12 protein-coding genes and 1 CRISPR repeat array are annotated in these 18,154 nt (G+C 37.1%); of the genes, 6 read left to right on the top strand and 6 right to left on the bottom strand.

The window, feature by feature from the left end; translation table 11 throughout:
- Positions 1–67 precede the first annotated feature (67 nt).
- The 4 genes from rsmA to FCU45_RS00180 all read left to right on the top strand — a co-directional run bounded on the left by rsmA (position 68) and on the right by FCU45_RS00180 (position 5,326).
- Positions 68–871 (top strand): 16S rRNA (adenine(1518)-N(6)/adenine(1519)-N(6))-dimethyltransferase RsmA, encoded by an 804-nt coding sequence (rsmA, locus tag FCU45_RS00195; protein WP_137011096.1) that lies wholly within the window; start codon positions 68–70, stop codon positions 869–871.
- Positions 843–2,789, top strand: a complete 1,947-nt coding sequence (locus tag FCU45_RS00190; RefSeq protein WP_137011094.1) for a ribonuclease J — start codon at positions 843–845, stop codon at positions 2,787–2,789. Before rsmA ends, FCU45_RS00190 begins: the two co-directional genes overlap by 29 nt.
- A gap of 142 nt (positions 2,790–2,931) precedes the next feature.
- A complete protein-coding gene (locus FCU45_RS00185) occupies positions 2,932–4,563 on the top strand; it encodes a putative bifunctional diguanylate cyclase/phosphodiesterase (RefSeq protein WP_137011092.1) in 1,632 nt (543 codons plus the stop codon).
- Positions 4,564–4,603: 40 nt separating this feature from the next.
- On the top strand, positions 4,604–5,326 hold the full coding sequence (locus FCU45_RS00180) for a PAS domain-containing protein (RefSeq protein WP_137011090.1): 723 nt from the start codon (positions 4,604–4,606) through the stop codon (positions 5,324–5,326).
- A 53-nt stretch (positions 5,327–5,379) separates the two neighbouring features.
- Positions 5,380–6,472: a CRISPR direct-repeat array (repeat unit 36 nt; unit sequence GTTTTAAGACCCCTGCAAACCCCTTTGTGCTAAAAT).
- 171 nt (positions 6,473–6,643) lie between these two features.
- Here the strand turns inward: FCU45_RS00180 and cas2 are convergent.
- Genes cas2 through cas9 form a run of 3 tightly spaced genes read right to left on the bottom strand, consistent with a single transcriptional unit; the run spans position 6,644 to position 11,233 of the window.
- Positions 6,644–6,976 carry a CRISPR-associated endonuclease Cas2 gene (gene cas2, locus FCU45_RS00175; RefSeq protein ID WP_170175803.1) on the bottom strand — a complete coding sequence of 111 codons (333 nt, stop codon included), beginning with the start codon at positions 6,974–6,976 and terminating at the stop codon, positions 6,644–6,646.
- Positions 6,963–7,886 carry a type II CRISPR-associated endonuclease Cas1 gene (cas1, locus tag FCU45_RS00170; RefSeq protein ID WP_137011086.1) on the bottom strand — a complete coding sequence of 308 codons (924 nt, stop codon included), beginning with the start codon at positions 7,884–7,886 and terminating at the stop codon, positions 6,963–6,965. The genes cas2 and cas1 overlap by 14 nt, the downstream gene beginning before the upstream one ends.
- Positions 7,886–11,233, bottom strand: a complete 3,348-nt coding sequence (gene cas9 / locus FCU45_RS00165) for a type II CRISPR RNA-guided endonuclease Cas9 (RefSeq protein ID WP_137011084.1) — start codon at positions 11,231–11,233, stop codon at positions 7,886–7,888. Before cas9 ends, cas1 begins: the two co-directional genes overlap by 1 nt.
- Positions 11,234–11,361: 128 nt before the next feature.
- On the opposite strand from cas9, the gene folE reads away from it, so the two are divergent.
- Entirely contained in the window at positions 11,362–11,946 is a 585-nt protein-coding gene (folE, locus tag FCU45_RS00160) for a GTP cyclohydrolase I FolE (RefSeq protein WP_137011082.1), read from the top strand.
- Positions 11,947–11,973: 27 nt separating this feature from the next.
- Positions 11,974–13,287 carry a flagellar protein export ATPase FliI gene (fliI, locus tag FCU45_RS00155; protein ID WP_137011080.1) on the top strand — a complete coding sequence of 438 codons (1,314 nt, stop codon included), beginning with the start codon at positions 11,974–11,976 and terminating at the stop codon, positions 13,285–13,287.
- Here fliI and FCU45_RS00150 read toward each other — a convergent pair.
- From FCU45_RS00150 to FCU45_RS00140, 3 genes are all read right to left on the bottom strand, one after another.
- A complete protein-coding gene (locus FCU45_RS00150) occupies positions 13,268–15,400 on the bottom strand; it encodes a WD40 repeat domain-containing protein (protein ID WP_137011078.1) in 2,133 nt (710 codons plus the stop codon). The genes fliI and FCU45_RS00150 overlap by 20 nt on opposite strands.
- An 86-nt stretch (positions 15,401–15,486) precedes the next feature.
- On the bottom strand, positions 15,487–16,461 hold the full coding sequence (locus tag FCU45_RS00145; RefSeq protein WP_137011076.1) for an MBL fold metallo-hydrolase: 975 nt from the start codon (positions 16,459–16,461) through the stop codon (positions 15,487–15,489).
- A 91-nt stretch (positions 16,462–16,552) separates the two neighbouring features.
- Positions 16,553–18,031, bottom strand: a complete 1,479-nt coding sequence (locus FCU45_RS00140) for an NAD(P)/FAD-dependent oxidoreductase (RefSeq protein WP_137011074.1) — start codon at positions 18,029–18,031, stop codon at positions 16,553–16,555.
- Between the last annotated feature and the right edge of the window lie 123 nt (positions 18,032–18,154).

Raw genomic sequence — 18,154 nt, 5'->3', positions numbered from 1 at the left:
ATACACCAAAGTTATTTTTTATTGATATTAATCAACTGTAAGCAAAATTATTATATTATGTCGGTTAATGGAAAATATTACAGCAAAGAAGAAGTTCGGACAGAATTTCTTAAAAGACGAGACAGTTTTACGAAAAATCGTCGAAGCGATGCCCAACAATGACAATAAGATTGTCGAGATTGGGCCTGGCTTAGGTGATTTAACTAAATTTTTAGTAGATGTCAAAAGCGTAGATGCTTTTGAGGTCGATACCGATTTGTGTAAACTGTTACAAAAAAAGTTTGAAAAAGAGATCGCAACCAAGCAACTCCGCATACATTGCGGGGACGTATTGACTGCTTGGAAGAGTGAGCTTATAGATGAGTCGTATGATCTGGTGGCAAATTTGCCATACTATATCGCGACTAACATAATCTTAAAAGCCCTCGCAGATCCAAAATGTAAAAACATACTTGTAATGGTACAGCTTGAAGTAGCAGAGAAATTTTGCGCTCATGAAGGCGATAAGGTATTTGGAGCATTGAGTATTATAACTCAAAGCGCAGGAGAGGCACGATTAGTCGTGAAAGTTCCGCCAACTGCTTTTGAACCACAGCCAAAAATTGACTCTGCAGTTTTTTTGATACAAAAACAGAGTGATAGATTTGATAAAGATTTTGAGAGTATGCTTAGAGTTGCATTTACGCAGCCTCGCAAAACCCTTATGAAAAATCTCTCTGCCGTTTATGAAAAAAATATACTTCAAGAAGTTTTTGAGAAACTTAGCCTAGCACAAACGATTCGTCCTCATCAGGTCTGCACGGATGACTATCACCAACTCTATAAACTAACAAGGAGTTTGGATGGAACAAGAGAATCAGGAAAGCGTTAAAAGCACTTCTCAAGAAAATCGTAAACAATATAACAACAACAAAAGACACAACAACCCCAGCAGACCAAGTGGTCAAAACAGCAACAAGCAGGCAGGTACTACAGGTGCAAACCCTTCAAATGGCTCTAAAAGCAAGAGTGCATCAAGAGGGCGTAGACGCCAAAGCACACCTGTAAACGACAGCTTAAAAGCATTTGTAGAGATAAATCAAGAAGCTCATAAGCAGAGACTTAACCCTCACTATAAGCTTGATCTTAACTCAAAAGAGAAGATCCGTATAACTCCGCTTGGAGGTCTCGGTGAGATCGGCGGAAATATCACGGTATTTGAAACTGAGAAAGAGGCGATACTGATAGATGTCGGTATGAGTTTTCCGGATGAGGATATGCACGGTGTCGATATTTTGGTACCTGACTTTACATATATTCGCGAAATAAGAAATAAAATTAAAGCGGTAATCATTACCCACGCTCACGAAGACCACATCGGGGCTATGCCATACCTATATAAAGAGATGCAGTTTCCTATATACGGCTCTCCGCTTCCTCTTGCGATGATAGGCAACAAGTTTGATGAACATCACATAAAAGACTTTAAACAGTACTTTAATCCTATCGAGAAAAGAAAAGTATATAAAATAGGTGAGGATTTCGAGGTAGAGTGGATGCATATGACACACTCTATCATTGACTCATCTTCACTGGCTGTTACGACTAGTGCAGGAACTATTATTCACACGGGTGACTTTAAGATAGATCACACTCCGGTAGATGGATACACGGCAGACTTGCACAGACTCGCTCATTATGGGGACAAAGGTGTGCTATGTCTTTTAAGTGACTCTACAAACTCTTACAACACAGCTCCGACACCTTCGGAACTAAGCGTTGCACCGGCACTCGACAGAGTCTTTGCAAAGGCTGAGGGAAGAGTAATACTCTCGACATTTAGCTCAAATATTCACCGTGTTTATCAAGCAATTCAGTATGGTGTAAAATATGGACGTAAAGTATGTGTCATCGGTCGCTCAATGGAGAGAAATATTGAAGTGGCAATGCAGTATGACTATATAAAACTGCCAAAAAATATTTTTGTAGAGCCTGAGCAGATAGCACATCTTAACGATAAAGATGTTCTTATAGTAACGACAGGTTCACAAGGTGAGCCAAGTTCTGCACTATTTAGAATGTCGATTGGCGAGCATAGACATGTCAAGATCAAGCCGACCGATCTAATTGTTCTCTCATCTCGCCCTATTCCGGGCAATGAGGGTTCTATCTCAGGAATGTTGAACTACCTTCAGCGTGCAGGAGCAAAAGTGGCTCAGGACAGAGAGCTTCACGTATCGGGTCACGCTTCCATTGAAGAGCAGAAGCTTATGCTTCGTCTTGTGAATCCTAAGTTCTTCTTGCCTATCCACGGTGAGTATAACCATGTTATGAGACATAGAGATACTGCAATGTTGTGTGGTGTTCCTGAGAGAAATATATATATTATGAACGATGGAGACACTGTCGAGATCGCTCCTAAATATATGAGAAAAGTAAAAACGGTAAGAACCGGTAAGACATATATTGACAATCAAAATAACCACAAGATAGACGATGACATCGTAATCGATCGTCAAAAACTTGCAACGGACGGTATTGTAATGATAGTCGCTCAGATCGACGGACAGCACTCTACAATGCTTTCAAAACCGATAGTTACATCATTTGGAATCGTTGCGGATAAACAGGATAAGTTTTTCGCAAAAGAGATGGAAGATGTCCTAGAACACTTCTTGGCAAATATAAAAGAGGGGCTTCTTGAGAATCCAAGAGCACTTGAAAACGATCTTCGCCAAGCGGTTAGAAAACATATCTACAGAAAAATGAAAAAATACCCGCTTATTGTTCCGCATATTTTTATTATGTAGATCATATTTTTGATATGCGGAAGAGATCCCGCATATCATTTTTATACAATAGTAGTAATTTACTAGACACTTTTTCGATAACATTACCCAAATTTAGCAAAATAGTTTAATCTCTTTAAATTTTTAAGATAACGGGGTAGTTTTGAGTATAAATAATGTTTTTGTAGATATTGTAGATTTACATCCCTCAAGAATAGCCGTTTATGATGAAAATGGGAATTTTTTCTATGCAAATGGCAACTACACAAAAGCTTACGGAATTGATCTCTCAGAGAAAGAGAATTTAAATTTTGACAAGATAAAGCCTTATGATATTACATTTGAGTATATAAAATCCCAGTTAGCTATATCAAAGAGTTTTAGTATGCAAAAACTAGAAGATTCCGTCTTGTTTGAATCTCTTTTTTTTTACACAACTTCAAAATATCTCATCCACATCTCTTCAAATATCACAACACTCAAAGACACAGACAAAAAAATCTACTATCATGCAAACTATGATTCGCTGACCACTATCCCAAATAGGGCTTATTTTAAAAAACAACTCAAAAGCATACTCCAAGAATCTTCACAAAACGGCTCTAAAATAGCTCTTCTTTTTATAGATATAGATAAGTTTAAAGAGGTAAATGATACATACGGACATGATGTGGGTGACAAGATGCTCGTCACCATAGCCAAGAGGCTTTTAAACAGTGTCAGAGAAGATGATACAGTGGCTAGGATAGGCGGCGATGAGTTCGTATTAATAGCTAAAGATATAAAAAGTATAGAGATAGTAGAGCAGTTAGCGCGTAAGCTGCAAAGAAAAATCAGGGAGCCTTTGGAGATAGATACGCACATCTTCAATGTCACTCTCTCCATAGGCATAGCGATATACCCTCAACATGGAACAACAAGGCAGGAACTTTTGAAAAATGCCGACATCGCCATGTATGAAGTCAAAAAAACAAAAAGAGATGATTTTAGAATTTATGACAAATCTATGTCAAGCGAGGCGGCTACAAAACTCTCAATGAAGGCAGATATAAGAAGGGCTCTTGAGAAAAACGAATTTGTTATGCATTATCAGCCGGTTATAGATTTTAAAACCAACTCTATTGTCGGTGCAGAGGCGTTTGTAAGATGGCATCATAGTAAAAGAGGCATACTGGAACCTAGTGAGTTTTTGGAACTTGTCTTATCTGGAGATATGGACAAAGAGTTCAACTGCATGGTTGTCTCAAAAGTTTTAAATGATTTGGTGATAATGAATAAAACTTTTTTAAATAAAAAGCTGGTCGTATCTGTAAATATATCAAAAAATCAGTTTTTTAATCCCACTTTTTCTTCAAATGTATCGGAGGCATCCAAAAGCTACTCCATAGATAAATCGCAGATAGAGTTTAAAATCGTAGAAAATCAGATAATGAAAAATAGTTCTGTGGCAAAAGAGAATATAGAAACTCTCCATTTGATGGGATTTAAGATAGCTTTGGATGATTTTGGAGTAGAGCACTCAAGTTTGAATAATCTAAAAAATTTCAAAGTTGACAAGTTAAAGATAGACAGATCGTTTATAAAAAACATAGCTCAAGATGAAAATGATCTGAATATTGTAAAATCTATAGTAAATACTGCAAAACTGTTTAATCTCAAAGTGCAGGCAGAGGGAATAGAGACTCAGAAGCAGTATATGGAGTTAAAAAAAATCGGATGTGACTTTTCGCAAGGTTTCTATCACTCAAGCGCCTTAAGTATGGATGATTTTATAGACTATTTTAACAGAGCTTGATACTACCAAAAAAAGTAAAAAATTTAAATAAGATTGAAAAATGAAGAGTAATGATTTAATACGTCTAACAAACAGCTGCTATTGGAGCGTGCAAACAGAGTCACTTTTTGTAGATGGGGAGTATGCCAAGTTATCTATTTCTCAGAAAAAGTTGTTTAAATTTTTAGTTAAGAATATAAATAGACCTGTTCTAAATCTAGATATATTGTATGAGCTCAATGACTCACAGGAGAGAGAGTTCAATGAAAAAAGCGTACGTAATTTTATAACGGGGCTTAGAAAATCACTACCGTGCGTCAACATTGTAAATATATACGGCGGATACTATATGCTAAAGAGTGAGCAAATAAGTAGATCTTTAAAAATTAAAGAGCAGTTTTTTGAGATAATAGAGCAATCAAAAAATCCTATAGTTGTCACTAACCCAAACGAGTATGACAACCCAATAATTTATGTAAACGAGGCGTTTTGTGAGCTGTTTGGGTATGAGTATGAAGAAGCGGTAGGTCAAAACTGCCGCTTTTTACACGGCAACGACACGAAACAAGAAGCTCTTAAGCAGATAAGAGAAGCCCTGAGTGCGCAAAAGCCCGTAGAGGTAAATATATGTAACTATACCAAAGAGGGAAATATGGTTTATGAAGATCTTACGATCAGCCCTATTTTTGATAAACAAAAAGAGCAGCTTAGCTACTTTTTAGGCATATACAAAGATATTAGATCGGTACCGCTGTTTTTGGAACAAGTTCAAAAAGTTCTTTAGGAGAGTTTTTATTTTACTAAAACATCTGTCAGTTACAGAGTCATAGAGAAACTGTTTTAAGACCCCTGCAAACCCCTTTGTGCTAAAATCAACTTTTTTGGATAAGTCGCCAATGTCCTGTTTTAAGACCCCTGCAAACCCCTTTGTGCTAAAATACCAAGCAGGCATTAAAAACTGCTGTTGCTAGTTTTAAGACCCCTGCAAACCCCTTTGTGCTAAAATTTCGCTTAGTTTTGTGTTGTTTTGAAATATGTTTTAAGACCCCTGCAAACCCCTTTGTGCTAAAATCGATGGAGTGTTATTGTACTCTGCCCACCAGTTTTAAGACCCCTGCAAACCCCTTTGTGCTAAAATTGATAAGATTAAAGAGCAAGCGTCTTGTTAGTTTTAAGACCCCTGCAAACCCCTTTGTGCTAAAATTGTAAAAATGGCATTGACATATAGATTACTGTTTTAAGACCCCTGCAAACCCCTTTGTGCTAAAATGAGCTTAAAGCTTGATGCTGCTCCAATCGGGTTTTAAGACCCCTGCAAACCCCTTTGTGCTAAAATTTAAGAGAACAGCAGAATGCGATAAGAGAAGTTTTAAGACCCCTGCAAACCCCTTTGTGCTAAAATGGGATCGGTGCAGACCATCCACCCCATGTCGTTTTAAGACCCCTGCAAACCCCTTTGTGCTAAAATTCTTATTTGATGCGGTGCTAAATGGAATTAGTTTTAAGACCCCTGCAAACCCCTTTGTGCTAAAATCGAACAAAGAACGCAATGCTAAGATAAATGGTTTTAAGACCCCTGCAAACCCCTTTGTGCTAAAATAGTACCAAAAGAAATGAGATACATCCACAAGTTTTAAGACCCCTGCAAACCCCTTTGTGCTAAAATGGTCTTATCATCGCCAAATTCGTCGAGCTTGTTTTAAGACCCCTGCAAACCCCTTTGTGCTAAAATTGAGGGTGTTTCTTCGTCTGCTTATGGCGAGTTTTAAGACCCCTGCAAACCCCTTTGTGCTAAAATGAATTGTTCAAGTTACGCGTGCGAGGACCCGTTTTAAGACCCCTGCAAACCCCTTTGTGCTAAAATGCGGAGTTTTGTTTCCAATATCCACCCGTAGTTTTAAGACCCCTGCAAACCCCTTTGTGCTAAAATAGGGTTTTATGCAGCCCTGTATAGCATGGCAAAAGAGAAGGTTTTGTATATGAAAATTTGACTTTTTGTCTTGTTTTTAAGTACAATATCTACGTTTTAGCACAAAGGGGTTTGTGTAGCGGGACTTAAAATAATTGATTCGATTTAAATCGATGATAGATTTTGAATGTTTCAAAACAACAATAGTTGTTTTGGTGCATTTTTTTCATTTTCTTCTTGTATACCTACTATTATATCCATGCTTCCAAACTGTTTATCTGTAAACATTATCATCCGTATACTTCCTTTTGCTATGTTTGAAGCTATAAAATCTTTTATTCTTTTTTTCCCGCTTAAAGCTGATTCTTGAGAATGAAATGAGCGGATATAGATAGAAAACTGCATCATTATATAGCCCTCTTTTAAAAGCTTTCCTCGCAGGTATCTATACTTTTTTCTTGCTTTTTTTGTATCGGTCGGCATATCAAACATTATCATAAGCCACATAAATCTATAAGCACTCATCTTCATACTTTTCAAAGTTAATGCTCGGGAGCATTAAATGAGAGATCTCTTTTTGAAGTACACATTTTTGCAATGATTGGATTGTGGTATCTACTGCGGTTCTTAGATTACTTAGTCCACTGTCTATTTCTGCATACTCTAAGTTTAAAATATTGACGAACTCTTGTTTGATTTGGCTTGTAAGTACCTCATCGTCATATTTTAAAAGTATTAGTTTCACATGCAGATCGACAAAAGGTCGATACGGCTCTATCATATCATCTGCAAGATTAAAAGCGTTGAAGTAGTTTTGATGATGGATTCCAAAAGATGGCATAAGCCCTGCATTTGTAAGTGAGCGGGCAACCGCACTCCTTACAATCGCATAGCAGTAGTTAAGTGAAGCGTTTCGTACATCATCTGCTCCTTTTTGAACTCTTGCAAAGTTTTCAAAAAGCTCACTCCAGTAGATTCTTGCTGCTTTTGCTTCTACATTTTCCTCATCGTTAGATTTGACACTTTTTGCATATTCGTAAAGAATTTTAGAAGATCTTTCTCTATTAAAATAGTTCAAAACTGCTGCTTGGTTTTTTACTTTTGACTTAACAATTTCTTGCCAAAGTTGCTTTTTGAGTGGTTTAGATATATCTATTTGCGAGTGTACGATTTTTGAAAAAGTAGAGTGTGTATGAAAGGGGAGGGTGATGGCGTTTAGGTTGTACTTTTTATCGACATACAAAACAGCCACACCTGCTTCGGCGAGTTTGGAGATGGCATAGGTGGTGATAGTCGCTCTTGTTGTCTCTATTACGATAGAAGCGATGCTGTCAAGAGTTACTAAGTTTTCTCCATCATCATTACTAATAATGAGGTTGTCGTGTTCTATATGTATCTTACAAGGTTTTGTGATGAAGATAGAACGCCAGCTCATCACAAAGCCTTATAGCTCAGTACTTTGGCAAAAAGTTCTTTTTCGTTATTTAAAACTTTGCCTAAATAGTAAAATCCCAAAACTTTTCCTGTGGCATCTGTTTTGTATTTTTTGATTCCACACGTAGAGCCTATGGAAAATTCATTTTGAAATACAAAAGGCTGTTTTTCTTTTAAAAGTGGATATTTAGGATGCCTTAAATTTGATCTACCTCCTTTACTTTCAGTAAAGCCCTTTAGTAAGCCGATAGCTTTTGATTCTAATATTTTTGACTTTTCAACAAATATTTCAACTAAATCATTATTAAATATATCCATTTGATGATGTTGTGTAATTTTATTTTTGACGTAAGTTCGTATATCGACTCTTTGAAGTTTTAACTTTTTCTCTCCTGTAAAACCGCATCTCAGAGAGACAAGAGATGGCGCAGTGTACGCCAAACCTCCCCTCACTTCTATTGATGCATCTTCTCCCACCCTTTTTACTCTTCGTATCTCATTGCTGTTTACGTCATATAGAGGCTCACTCATAACATCTCGCAGTTTTTTATCAAGCTCGGTTTTTTCATCTTTTGTGCTTGAAAAAGCCGATAGGTTTAAAATATTTACTACAGTGTCTCTTTTTTTAGCAAATGCTATTGCCGTATAGTCATTGGGATTGTCTTGTACGACTTGTATCTTTTCATAAATTTCTTTGTTGAATTTTTGATAAAACTCGTCAGAACTCATTTTATGACTCGGTTTAACTTTATCTAGTAGAGAAGTGACAGGTACATAGTAGGCTAGATTTTTTTTAGACTGAATCGTCTCATTATGTGCTTTCGTTCCTATCGGTTTTTTAGAGACCCAAAAGGTAGGGGTTTTGAGAGTTCCGTCAAGTGCTTTATAAAACGGACTCTCTTCTATGTTTTCCATATAGCTCTCTCGTATGTGAGCAAATATTTGGTTTGGTGATGCACCTTCGATTAGAGGGATAATCTTTTTAAAGTTCTCTTTTGCATTTTGTTCAGTAAGTTCATAGTTTTTTTCAAAATTTGTGGAAATATTTTGTAAGTAAGTTTTGCTCATAACTCCTAAAAGTATGGCATCTTCTGCGTGGTGGAAGTTTGTATCGCGAGACTTGTTATCTATGCTTAGTATACGTCGTAGATAACTTGTTGCACGCCCTGAGATAGACATCACTCTTTGATTTTCTTTTAGTTTGTCTGTAAAAGGGTAGTAGCGTTTTAAAATCTCGCCTAAAAGCTTTTCTGTGTAGCTTGTTGCATGGAGTGAAACATCATCTTTTACCTCTTTAAAAGTTTTGTCTAAACTCTCTGCCAAGAGATTTATTTTTTTCTTCATATTTATCTTGTAGCTTTTTTTCAACTCTTCAACAAAGTTGATGTAGATCTCTCTTTTTTCTCCGCTGAGGTAATCTAGCGGAAGTTTATTCCCTTTTTTGGCGTTTTCATCTTTTAAGTCGATTGCTTTGTTGTACTCGGCATTGCTTCCGCCACATGCTCGCGGAACAATGTGTTCTATCTCTGTTTTATCACTTAAAATTTCATCAATACCAAGTACTTTATGGGAGTAGATTCCAAGTTCATTTTGCTGTTCCCAAAGTTTGAGTTTTATTAGATATTCTTTGTTGTTTTTCGGATTTAGTCCTTTTGCTTCAAAGTGTTTTGTGTATTTAGTTATTAGGTTTTGCCACTCTTTTTCATTTTTGTCATTTGCTGATTTTATATCTCTTTTTACATCATCTGGCTGAGAGAGTTCTCTTGTCGATTCTAATTTGATAATATCAAAAGGTCCATACTTGTCGTGCAAGTCGGTTATAACTCGAAGTGCCCATGATACTAAAGATTTTACTATATGGTTTGAGATGCGGTTCTCATCTATCTCATATTGAAGTTGCCCCTCTTTGTTTTGAGGTTTTAAGTACTTTATACCTTTAAGAAAATGGGAATAACTTTCACTTTTACTAACTCCCAAAATCTCTTTTGCACTGCTTTCATTTTTTCCGTCTTTCATTAATGCAGTTAAATCTTTCAATGCTTTTAGTGAATAATTTGAGGTTCCTTTTGATTTATGCTTATGAAGTTCAAGAGTAAAATCACGAATTTCATCTTTGGTAAAATCAAGATTATGCTTTTTTAAAACTTTCTCAATCTCTTCAATTAACATTTGAGGGTTTATGTTTAAATGCAACTCCGTAGCAATCTCATCCAAAATTTCAACAAAATTTTCTTCTTTTAAAATAGTGTTTAAAATCTCATGATTGAGTTTTTTAAAGCTTGGTAAAAAATTGAATTTTATAAGGCTGTTTTGTTCTTTTTTCCCTTTTATGGTTTTATAATCTTGAAAATTATTTATTTTGACATGCTCATTGTCGATCCCTAGTATCTTTTTAAAATCTTTAACGCTATAAGAAGTTTTAGATGTAAATTTTTTTATATCATTCAAAATTGTCGATAACAACTCCTCTTTTTGTTCGTCATAAGCATTAATGCCATCAATTTTTAAATCAGCTATGAGTTTATAAAGATTAAAAATATCAAACGAGTATGAAAAAGTTGGTGCACATTTTTTATCTTTATAAATAAGACAGTTATTTATGTTATCTGGATTTAAAGTAACTGCTTCTTGAGGAAGAATGATATTTTGAAGTTTTTTCGTAAACTCGTCAGCTTTTTGTTTTTCGTCAAAAAAATTGAATTTTTGTTGTGCCTCTATAATTATTTTTATCTCTTTTTCTATGTCTTCTCTTCTTATCATATAACGGTAGTTACCGTGGTTTCTAAAAGTTGGACTCTCTTTTTGAGATTCCAACTCCCAGATAATCTGTACGGCTGTTTTCTCTTTGTTTTTACATTTTAGAGCATCTAAATACGCCAATGTTTCAGAAAATTTCTCCAAATCTTTAGGCTCTTGGATTTCATCGCTTTGGCAATCACCTATTTTCTCTTTTGCTTCAATTTCTGCTATTAAATCTTCTATTTTTAGTGATTTATAACCTCTGTGTTTTGCCATAAATCTAAATATTGCAAAGAGTTCATCATTGTCAAGTTTTCTCTCAAACGTATCTATCGCTCTTAACTTCCAAATGTCATATTTGTTTTTTTCTTGATAAATAAGATTGTAATAAGTAAAAAGTTGTTTTATATCTTTAATTCTCTTTTTTTTCTTATCAAGCAGATTTCGAGACTGTTTTTTCTCTCGCCTTTCTTGTTGTGTGCCACCATCATAAGGATTGTCACGCATAACTACGCCGTAATCTAAAAGAGAATAACTGTTGCTTTCAAGTTCTTGCATTACGGAATACCCACAAGAAGTCACACCTAGGTCTAAAGATAAAATTTTCATTTTTTACAACCTTTTTCGTTAATAATGTATTTTAGCTAAATTTAAAAATATTTAAAAAATAACCACATCATTTTCTCAGCTATTTCTTGATACTCTATCGTTATAAAAACCTTACAAAGGCAGTGAAATTGTCCGATAAACAAGATACAAAATTTGAAGATGCCGTAAAGACCATGATGTTTCATGTCGGGGAAGACCCGAGCAGAGAGGGGCTTTTAAAGACTCCTCAACGAGTCAAAAAGGCATACGAGTTTATATTTGGCGGTTATAAAGAGGACCCAAGAGAGATACTCAAATCTGCGCTGTTTACAAGTTCAAACGATGAGATGGTACTTTTAAAAGATATAGAGTTCTACTCCACTTGCGAACATCATCTACTGCCAATAATCGGGCGTGTGCATGTGGCATATATTCCAGATGGAAAGGTGGTCGGGCTCTCAAAGATCCCGCGTGTAGTGAATGTTTTTGCCCGTCGTATGCAGATACAAGAGCAGCTCACCGAGCAGATAGCCGATGCTATTATGGATACTATCCAGCCAAAAGGCGTAGCCGTTGTTATTCAGGCAAGACATATGTGTATGGAGATGAGAGGTGTAGAGAAGATAAACTCGACGACGACATCATCGGCTCTGCGCGGACTGTTTAAAAAAGATGAGAAAACAAGAAGCGAGTTTTTCTCTTTGATAAACTCTCCTACAGGTTCACGTTATTAGACGAGCTCAAATGCAAGGAGATTTTCAGTGCCTTTTTCTTCACTAAAAGATAAAATCTCAAATAAAAAGTACTCGGTCTCATTCGGTGAAGTAGTCAAAATAAACGCAACCGTTATTACCGCTCGCGGGCTAAAAGTAAGCATAAGCGATATAGTAAAGATCATCTCAAACGAGACCAATCAAGAGACTATCGGGATGGTCACGGAGATAGACGGTGCCACATTTTTTATTACGCCTTTTAGTTTTGTGGAGGGGTTTTGTTCGGGAGATAGAGTCTTTTTGGACCAAACTGGTTTAAGCATTCCGGTGGGACAATCTCTGCTGGGACGTGTTGTCGATCCTTTTATGAGGCCTATTGACGGCAAAGGCAATGTTAACGGCTCAAAACTTATGCCGATAATCAAGCCGCCGATAGCCGCTATGAAGCGCGGCATGATAGATGAGGTCTTTAGTGTCGGGGTAAAGAGCATAGACGCTCTTTTAACCTGCGGGAAAGGTCAGAAGCTGGGTATCTTTGCGGGAAGCGGTGTCGGAAAATCAACACTTATGGGAATGATTGTAAGAGGCTCGGATGCACCCATAAAAGTTGTCGCACTTATAGGCGAGAGGGGCAGGGAGGTTCCTGAGTTTATAGAGAAAAACCTTGGCGGAAACCTCGAAAACACGGTCATAGTGGTAGCTACGTCGGATGACTCTCCGCTTATGAGAAAGTATGGCGCTTTTGCGGCTATGAGCGTGGCTGAATTTTTTAAAGATCAGGGACTTGACGTCCTTTTCATTATGGACTCCGTAACCAGATTTGCAATGGCTCAAAGGGAGATAGGTTTGGCTCTTGGAGAGCCTCCTACCTCCAAAGGCTACCCGCCCTCATCACTCACACTTCTCCCGCAGCTTATGGAACGCGCGGGAAAAGAGGAGGGCAAAGGATCAATTACGGCATTTTTTACGGTCTTGATCGAAGGTGATGATATGAGCGACCCGATCGCAGACCAGTCCCGTTCTATTTTGGACGGGCATATAGTGCTCTCACGCGAACTTACCGATTTTGGCATCTATCCGCCTGTTCACATACTAAACTCTGCTTCAAGGGTTATGAATGACATCATCTCGGATGAGCATTTAAAGGCTGTTTTGAAATTTAGAAGACTCTACACCATCCTAAAAGAGAACGAGATGCTGATCCGCATAGGTGCATATACAAAAGGCGGAGATCCGGACTTGGATGAAGCGATAGCCAAAAAAAGTGAGATGGAGAAGTTCCTGATCCAAAATTCGATGCAAAAGAGTGATTTTAACGATACCCTAGAGACGCTTTTAAAACTTACAGCCCCTTCATTATAATATCGTTGTATCTCCAACTGTCTCTTGTGGGTCTCTCTTCATTAGTCTGCGTTATGGCAAGTTTACAAGACGATATTTTTTCAAACTTTTTCATAAGATGGCTGATCTCGCTGTCTACACCGAATATATCTATATAGGTATAGATGATAGCTTCTGCACCTTTAAAATTGTTTTTCTGCATCAGTATGCCTATCCTTGTGTGAAAACTTACTCTTAGCAGATCCCCGATCTTGTTGCTTCTACTAGGTAAACCAAGAAGCTGACCTAACTCTTTTTTAATATCTTTTATATTTCCATCTAGTGCGTACTCTTCGCATTTTTGCATAAGTTTTGACCAGTGTTTCTCAAGAAGCATTCCAAGCTCTGTGCTTCGCAGAAATTTATAGATATCTAAAAGTTCGTAGCAGCTCTTAAAGTCGTTCTCTTCATACGCATTTTGAAGCAAGACGGCATATTTGCACTTTAGCTGCAGCTCTTCTCGTCTTTTTCTTACATGAGGAATCTTCTCAAGCGTAAGCAAAAGAGTCTCTGCTTTTCCAGTCTGAGCTGCTTTTATATTCTCTTCTATCTCTAAGAGGGTCTCTTCTATCTGGTTATTCATGGCTATGTAGTTAGGTATCTGCTTAAATAGCTCATTTTTGTCTACAAGCTTGTTGATGGTTTGAAAATCTCTCTTTTGTATGGCTCTTAGCAGGTCTACAAACTCTTTGTTTTGAGTGATAAGAAGCTTTATAAGAGGCTTTTTTGAGATCACGGTGTTGTACTCTGTAAGAAGTGCTCTGGCACCGGCTATATTGTTTTGTACTATATGTCTTTGTGCGTTTGAGAAGGCGAGTCTGAAGATCTGCTCCATCTTTTTATACTGTACAGTTCTCTTAAGAGGTTCATATTTTGAGCACATACTATATGCCAGAGCATACTTTTTTTCTAAAAATAGCGCTTGAAATCTAAGGTAGTTTTCAAAAGCGCTAAAGAGCTCTTTTATAAGAGTCTCTTTTGATCTTATATCTTTGTATGGTTTTAGGATCTGCATAGCGTGAGCTCTGTTTTGGTTGATAAGTGCCTTTAGAGCGATCTCATAACTCTTTTCAAACTTCTCTTCAAGCACTCTGTGCTCATTTGATCCTTGAAGCATTGGCTCTTTTGCTATTAGTTCAAAAGCCTCTTTTAGTGAATTATGCGCAATTAGAGATTTTAATCTTGTGATACCCGGAAGTTCAATATGCAATATCTCGTTGTTTTGAAGTGCAACAACAAGCGAATCACTGTTTACAATATCTACAAACTTTATTTTAGATTCCACTTCAATATATTTGCTATGCGCGATCTTGGAGTTTTTTATATCAATTATCGTAATTATATTTGAGTTGCCGCTTACTAAAATATAGTTTGGATTTGGCATTATGATTATTGTCTCAATTGATGAGATGGGCGTATCTATGCTTTTGTGGCTCTCTTCATCTAAGAGTGAGACAATGTCTACTTTTCCGTTATCTTTTGCGCATACAAGCGTATCTTCATCCAAGAAGCAAAGAGCGTTGATGCGGGTTTTATTGTATGTGATAACGCTTCTGTTCGTCTGTGTATAGAGGTCGATTATATAGATGGCACCTCCATAACCGCTGCATGCAAAAGAGTTGTTGTGAAATGCAAACGAGCTTACGTAGTTTTTTCTATCTATTGTTATGTTCTTTCTGTTGTGCGGAAAAGAGCAAAGCCTAGAGAGAAGTGAGGTCTGGTTTGTTTTGTACTGTAGAACTCTGCCGTTCTTGCTTCCGGCAATAATATAGCTTGAAGATGGGTCAAAACTTATAATCTCTACATCTTCGTCATGAGTCTCAATAGTGTGTATTATCTCTTTAGATTGTATCTCTAAAATATAGATAGTTCGATTGTTCACAAAAGCAAAAAACTCGTTGTTTGGACTAAAAGCGCAGGCACTCACGGTTGAATTAAGATAAGCGTTAGCAATACTTTTTTTTATTTCACACTCATAAAAGTCAAATATTTTAATTCCGTGAAACTTAGTGCTATAGGCAATAAGTGAATCATCAAGTGTTTTTAAGATGGTAATATCTGATTTTGCTCTTTGGCATTTGTATATTTTAGGCATAAAATATTATAGATAAAAAAGGTAGTTTTTGAACTGAAATTTTTTGTAAAAAAAGAGTAAGAACCGCCAAAGAGCGGCTCTATTTTTTAGAAATCTAGCATCTCTACTTCGGAGTAGGCTTTTATTAGGTGTTTACCCATTTGACCCTCATAAGCATCCCAAGAGTGGTAATCTTTTAGATTCTCATCTACTTCAGGCTTTATTTCATAACTTGCCATACCTTCATCATATGCTTTTTGAGCGCCTTCGAGAACAATTTTTAGATATTTTAAAAATGGATCTACAGTTTCGCTTATTTCACTGCTTGATTGTCCGTGACCTGGAACATAAAGTGCGTATTGTTTAAATCCATCCTCTTGATTTTTGATCTTCTCAAGAACTTTTATGTTTTCAATGATGCTTGATGACTCGTCAAATGCTCCAAAACGGTTCGTAATAAGGTTGTCACCTATAAAAAGCGTGTTTGAGTTCGTATGCTCTATAAGTATATCAGTATCTGTATGCCCTTTTGAGTAGTGACGCATTACAAAAGTCTCTCCATCCACAACAACGGTCTGCTTGTTCTCAATGCCGTCACTTGGAAATGTAAATGGTTTTGTACCTTCAAGATTTCCTGTCAATCTATCTAAGATGCCGTACCAAGTCTCAGCCGCATTGTCTTTAACTTGCTCGATCATATATGTAAGTGCATAGATAGGAACTTCAGGGTACTTCTCTTTAATGTTTTTATTCGCAAACCAGTGGTCACCGTGCTTATGCGTATTGAAAATAGCGATTATCGGTTTAGAGCTAAGTTTTTCTATCTCTGCAAGAATTTTTTTACCTACGTTGTAGTTTCCGCCCGGATCAATTACGATCAGTCCGTTCGCGCTCTCAATAACGGCAGGGTTGTTCATAAACCCTTCATTCTCTTTGCTTGGTTCTGTCTCCGGTCCATGCATAACGTAAACGTTCTGGTTCATCTTCTCAAATTTAAACTCACCCAAATTTCCCAATGTAAAGGCATTTAGTGATATTGAAAAGAGCATGGCAATGGAGGCTATAATAGTAGCTTTTTTCATCTTCTCTCCTATGTTGTGTAAAATTAATAGTGGGGATTATTATACTATGTGCGGTGTAAATCCTCCATAAGGAGGATTAAGTAGTTTTCTTTTACGCTCTACCTGAAAGCATACCGTGGATCGTCATTGGCTTAAGCATATAAACTTTTAACAACCACATAATCCATCTCTCTTTAGTAGGATCAAGAGGGAATGAAGGTGTAGGTTTTTTAGTCCAGTTAAATTCTGCCATCATAACAGTTCCAAGTCCTGTAATAAGTGGACAAACTGTATAACCGTCATATTTAGCAGTCGGCTCTTTACCGCCCATTACAGATACTACGTTATCAACAACAACTTTATACTGCTTACGAGCAGAACCACCGGTTTTACCCATTGGAACGCCTGCACAGTCACCTACAGCCCATACGTTAGGGAAGAAAGATGATTGAAGAGTCTCTTTATTTACAGTAACCCAGCTGCCAGCTGAACCAATTTTTGACTTACCTACAACATCAGGTGTCTTTTGTGGTGGAGCAACATGGATAAAGTCATACTTAAATGTAACAGGCTCGCTAACTTCAACCTCTTTGAAGATTGGATCACCCATTTCATCTTCAAACTCTTTTTTCTCCATCCACCATTTGTTGAATGTAGCTGTTTTAGCAACAGGATCTATCTCGGCAAGGTTATGCTTGTAGTTTGCTTTGAAACCTCTCTCTTCAAACTGCTTAACAATTGGAGCGTTGTAATCAGGAATACCAAATAGAGCCCCGTTGTTTGTATTGAATGTCAGTTCAACTTTATCACGTACACCCGCTTCTACAAGACGCGCATGTGTTAAATACATGATTTTAAGCGGAGCACCACCACACTTAAACGGCCCTCTTGGGTTAGAGAAAAGTGCCTGTAGTTTTTCAGGTCCTTTATGCGCTTTTGCTTTGTTTATAAGCTCTTGAATACCTGCCCATGTTGCAACTGCACCATCTTGGAAGTATAGAGAGTGTACACCGTTTTGAGTAACTACTTTTTTTGTAGCCGCATTGTCTTTCCCAGAAGATGTGATCTCACCCTCTAAGCCTTTGATAGCTGCATAGTTAAGGTTTGCTCCCGCTGCAACTATAAGTTGATCGTAAGTTACATCTTGGCTTCCGTCAACTACAACTTTGTTGTTTTCAGGATCTATAGAAGTTACGCTGCCTTTGATTAGCTTAACGCCGCTTGGAACAAAGTCGTCTCTTTTGTAGATAATATCATCAATTTCCCAAACACCACTAGCTACTAGTGTCTGACCAGGCTGATAAGAAACAGATATTGGATCCGGCTCAATAACAGTTATATCTGCATCCGAGATAGTATTATTAAGACGTGCAGCTGTACTCATACCTGCCAAACCGCCACCAATAATAACTATTTTACCCTTTACGTCCGCAGATGCAGATGCAGCAGTAGTGCCGACAGTAGCACTTGCAATAACAGATGCCGCCAATGGAGACATTGTTAGGTATTTTAAAGCTTCACGACGAGACATAATCTCCGGATGCTTATCTACTTCATTTAAAATCTCTTCTAAGATCTCATTCTTTCTCATGATTTTCCTTTTTTTGTGATAAAGTTATCAATTTTACATCTTTGCGCCTTAAGGGAGTTTTAAAATATACTACTTTTTAATACTTTAGTGCTATTTAAGGCGTTTATGTGTTATTTTAGGGGG

The organism is Sulfurimonas crateris (assembly GCF_005217605.1).
Taxonomy (GTDB): domain Bacteria; phylum Campylobacterota; class Campylobacteria; order Campylobacterales; family Sulfurimonadaceae; genus Sulfurimonas; species Sulfurimonas crateris.
The sequence above is the reverse complement of the archived record's forward strand: the minus strand, read 5'-3'. Positions and strand labels throughout refer to the sequence as shown.

Excerpts from the sequence above, each read along its gene's own strand:
- rsmA (WP_137011096.1), top strand. The coding sequence starts at position 68 with ATGGAAAATATTACAGCAAAGAAGAAGTTCGGACAGAATTTCTTAAAA.
- FCU45_RS00190 (WP_137011094.1), top strand. The coding sequence starts at position 843 with ATGGAACAAGAGAATCAGGAAAGCGTTAAAAGCACTTCTCAAGAAAAT.
- FCU45_RS00180 (WP_137011090.1), top strand. The coding sequence starts at position 4,604 with ATGAAGAGTAATGATTTAATACGTCTAACAAACAGCTGCTATTGGAGC.
- cas2 (WP_170175803.1), bottom strand. The coding sequence starts at position 6,976 with ATGAGTGCTTATAGATTTATGTGGCTTATGATAATGTTTGATATGCCG.
- cas1 (WP_137011086.1), bottom strand. The coding sequence starts at position 7,886 with ATGAGCTGGCGTTCTATCTTCATCACAAAACCTTGTAAGATACATATA.
- cas9 (WP_137011084.1), bottom strand. The coding sequence starts at position 11,233 with ATGAAAATTTTATCTTTAGACCTAGGTGTGACTTCTTGTGGGTATTCC.
- FCU45_RS00150 (WP_137011078.1), bottom strand. The coding sequence starts at position 15,400 with ATGCCTAAAATATACAAATGCCAAAGAGCAAAATCAGATATTACCATC.
- FCU45_RS00145 (WP_137011076.1), bottom strand. The coding sequence starts at position 16,461 with ATGAAAAAAGCTACTATTATAGCCTCCATTGCCATGCTCTTTTCAATA.
- FCU45_RS00140 (WP_137011074.1), bottom strand. The coding sequence starts at position 18,031 with ATGAGAAAGAATGAGATCTTAGAAGAGATTTTAAATGAAGTAGATAAG.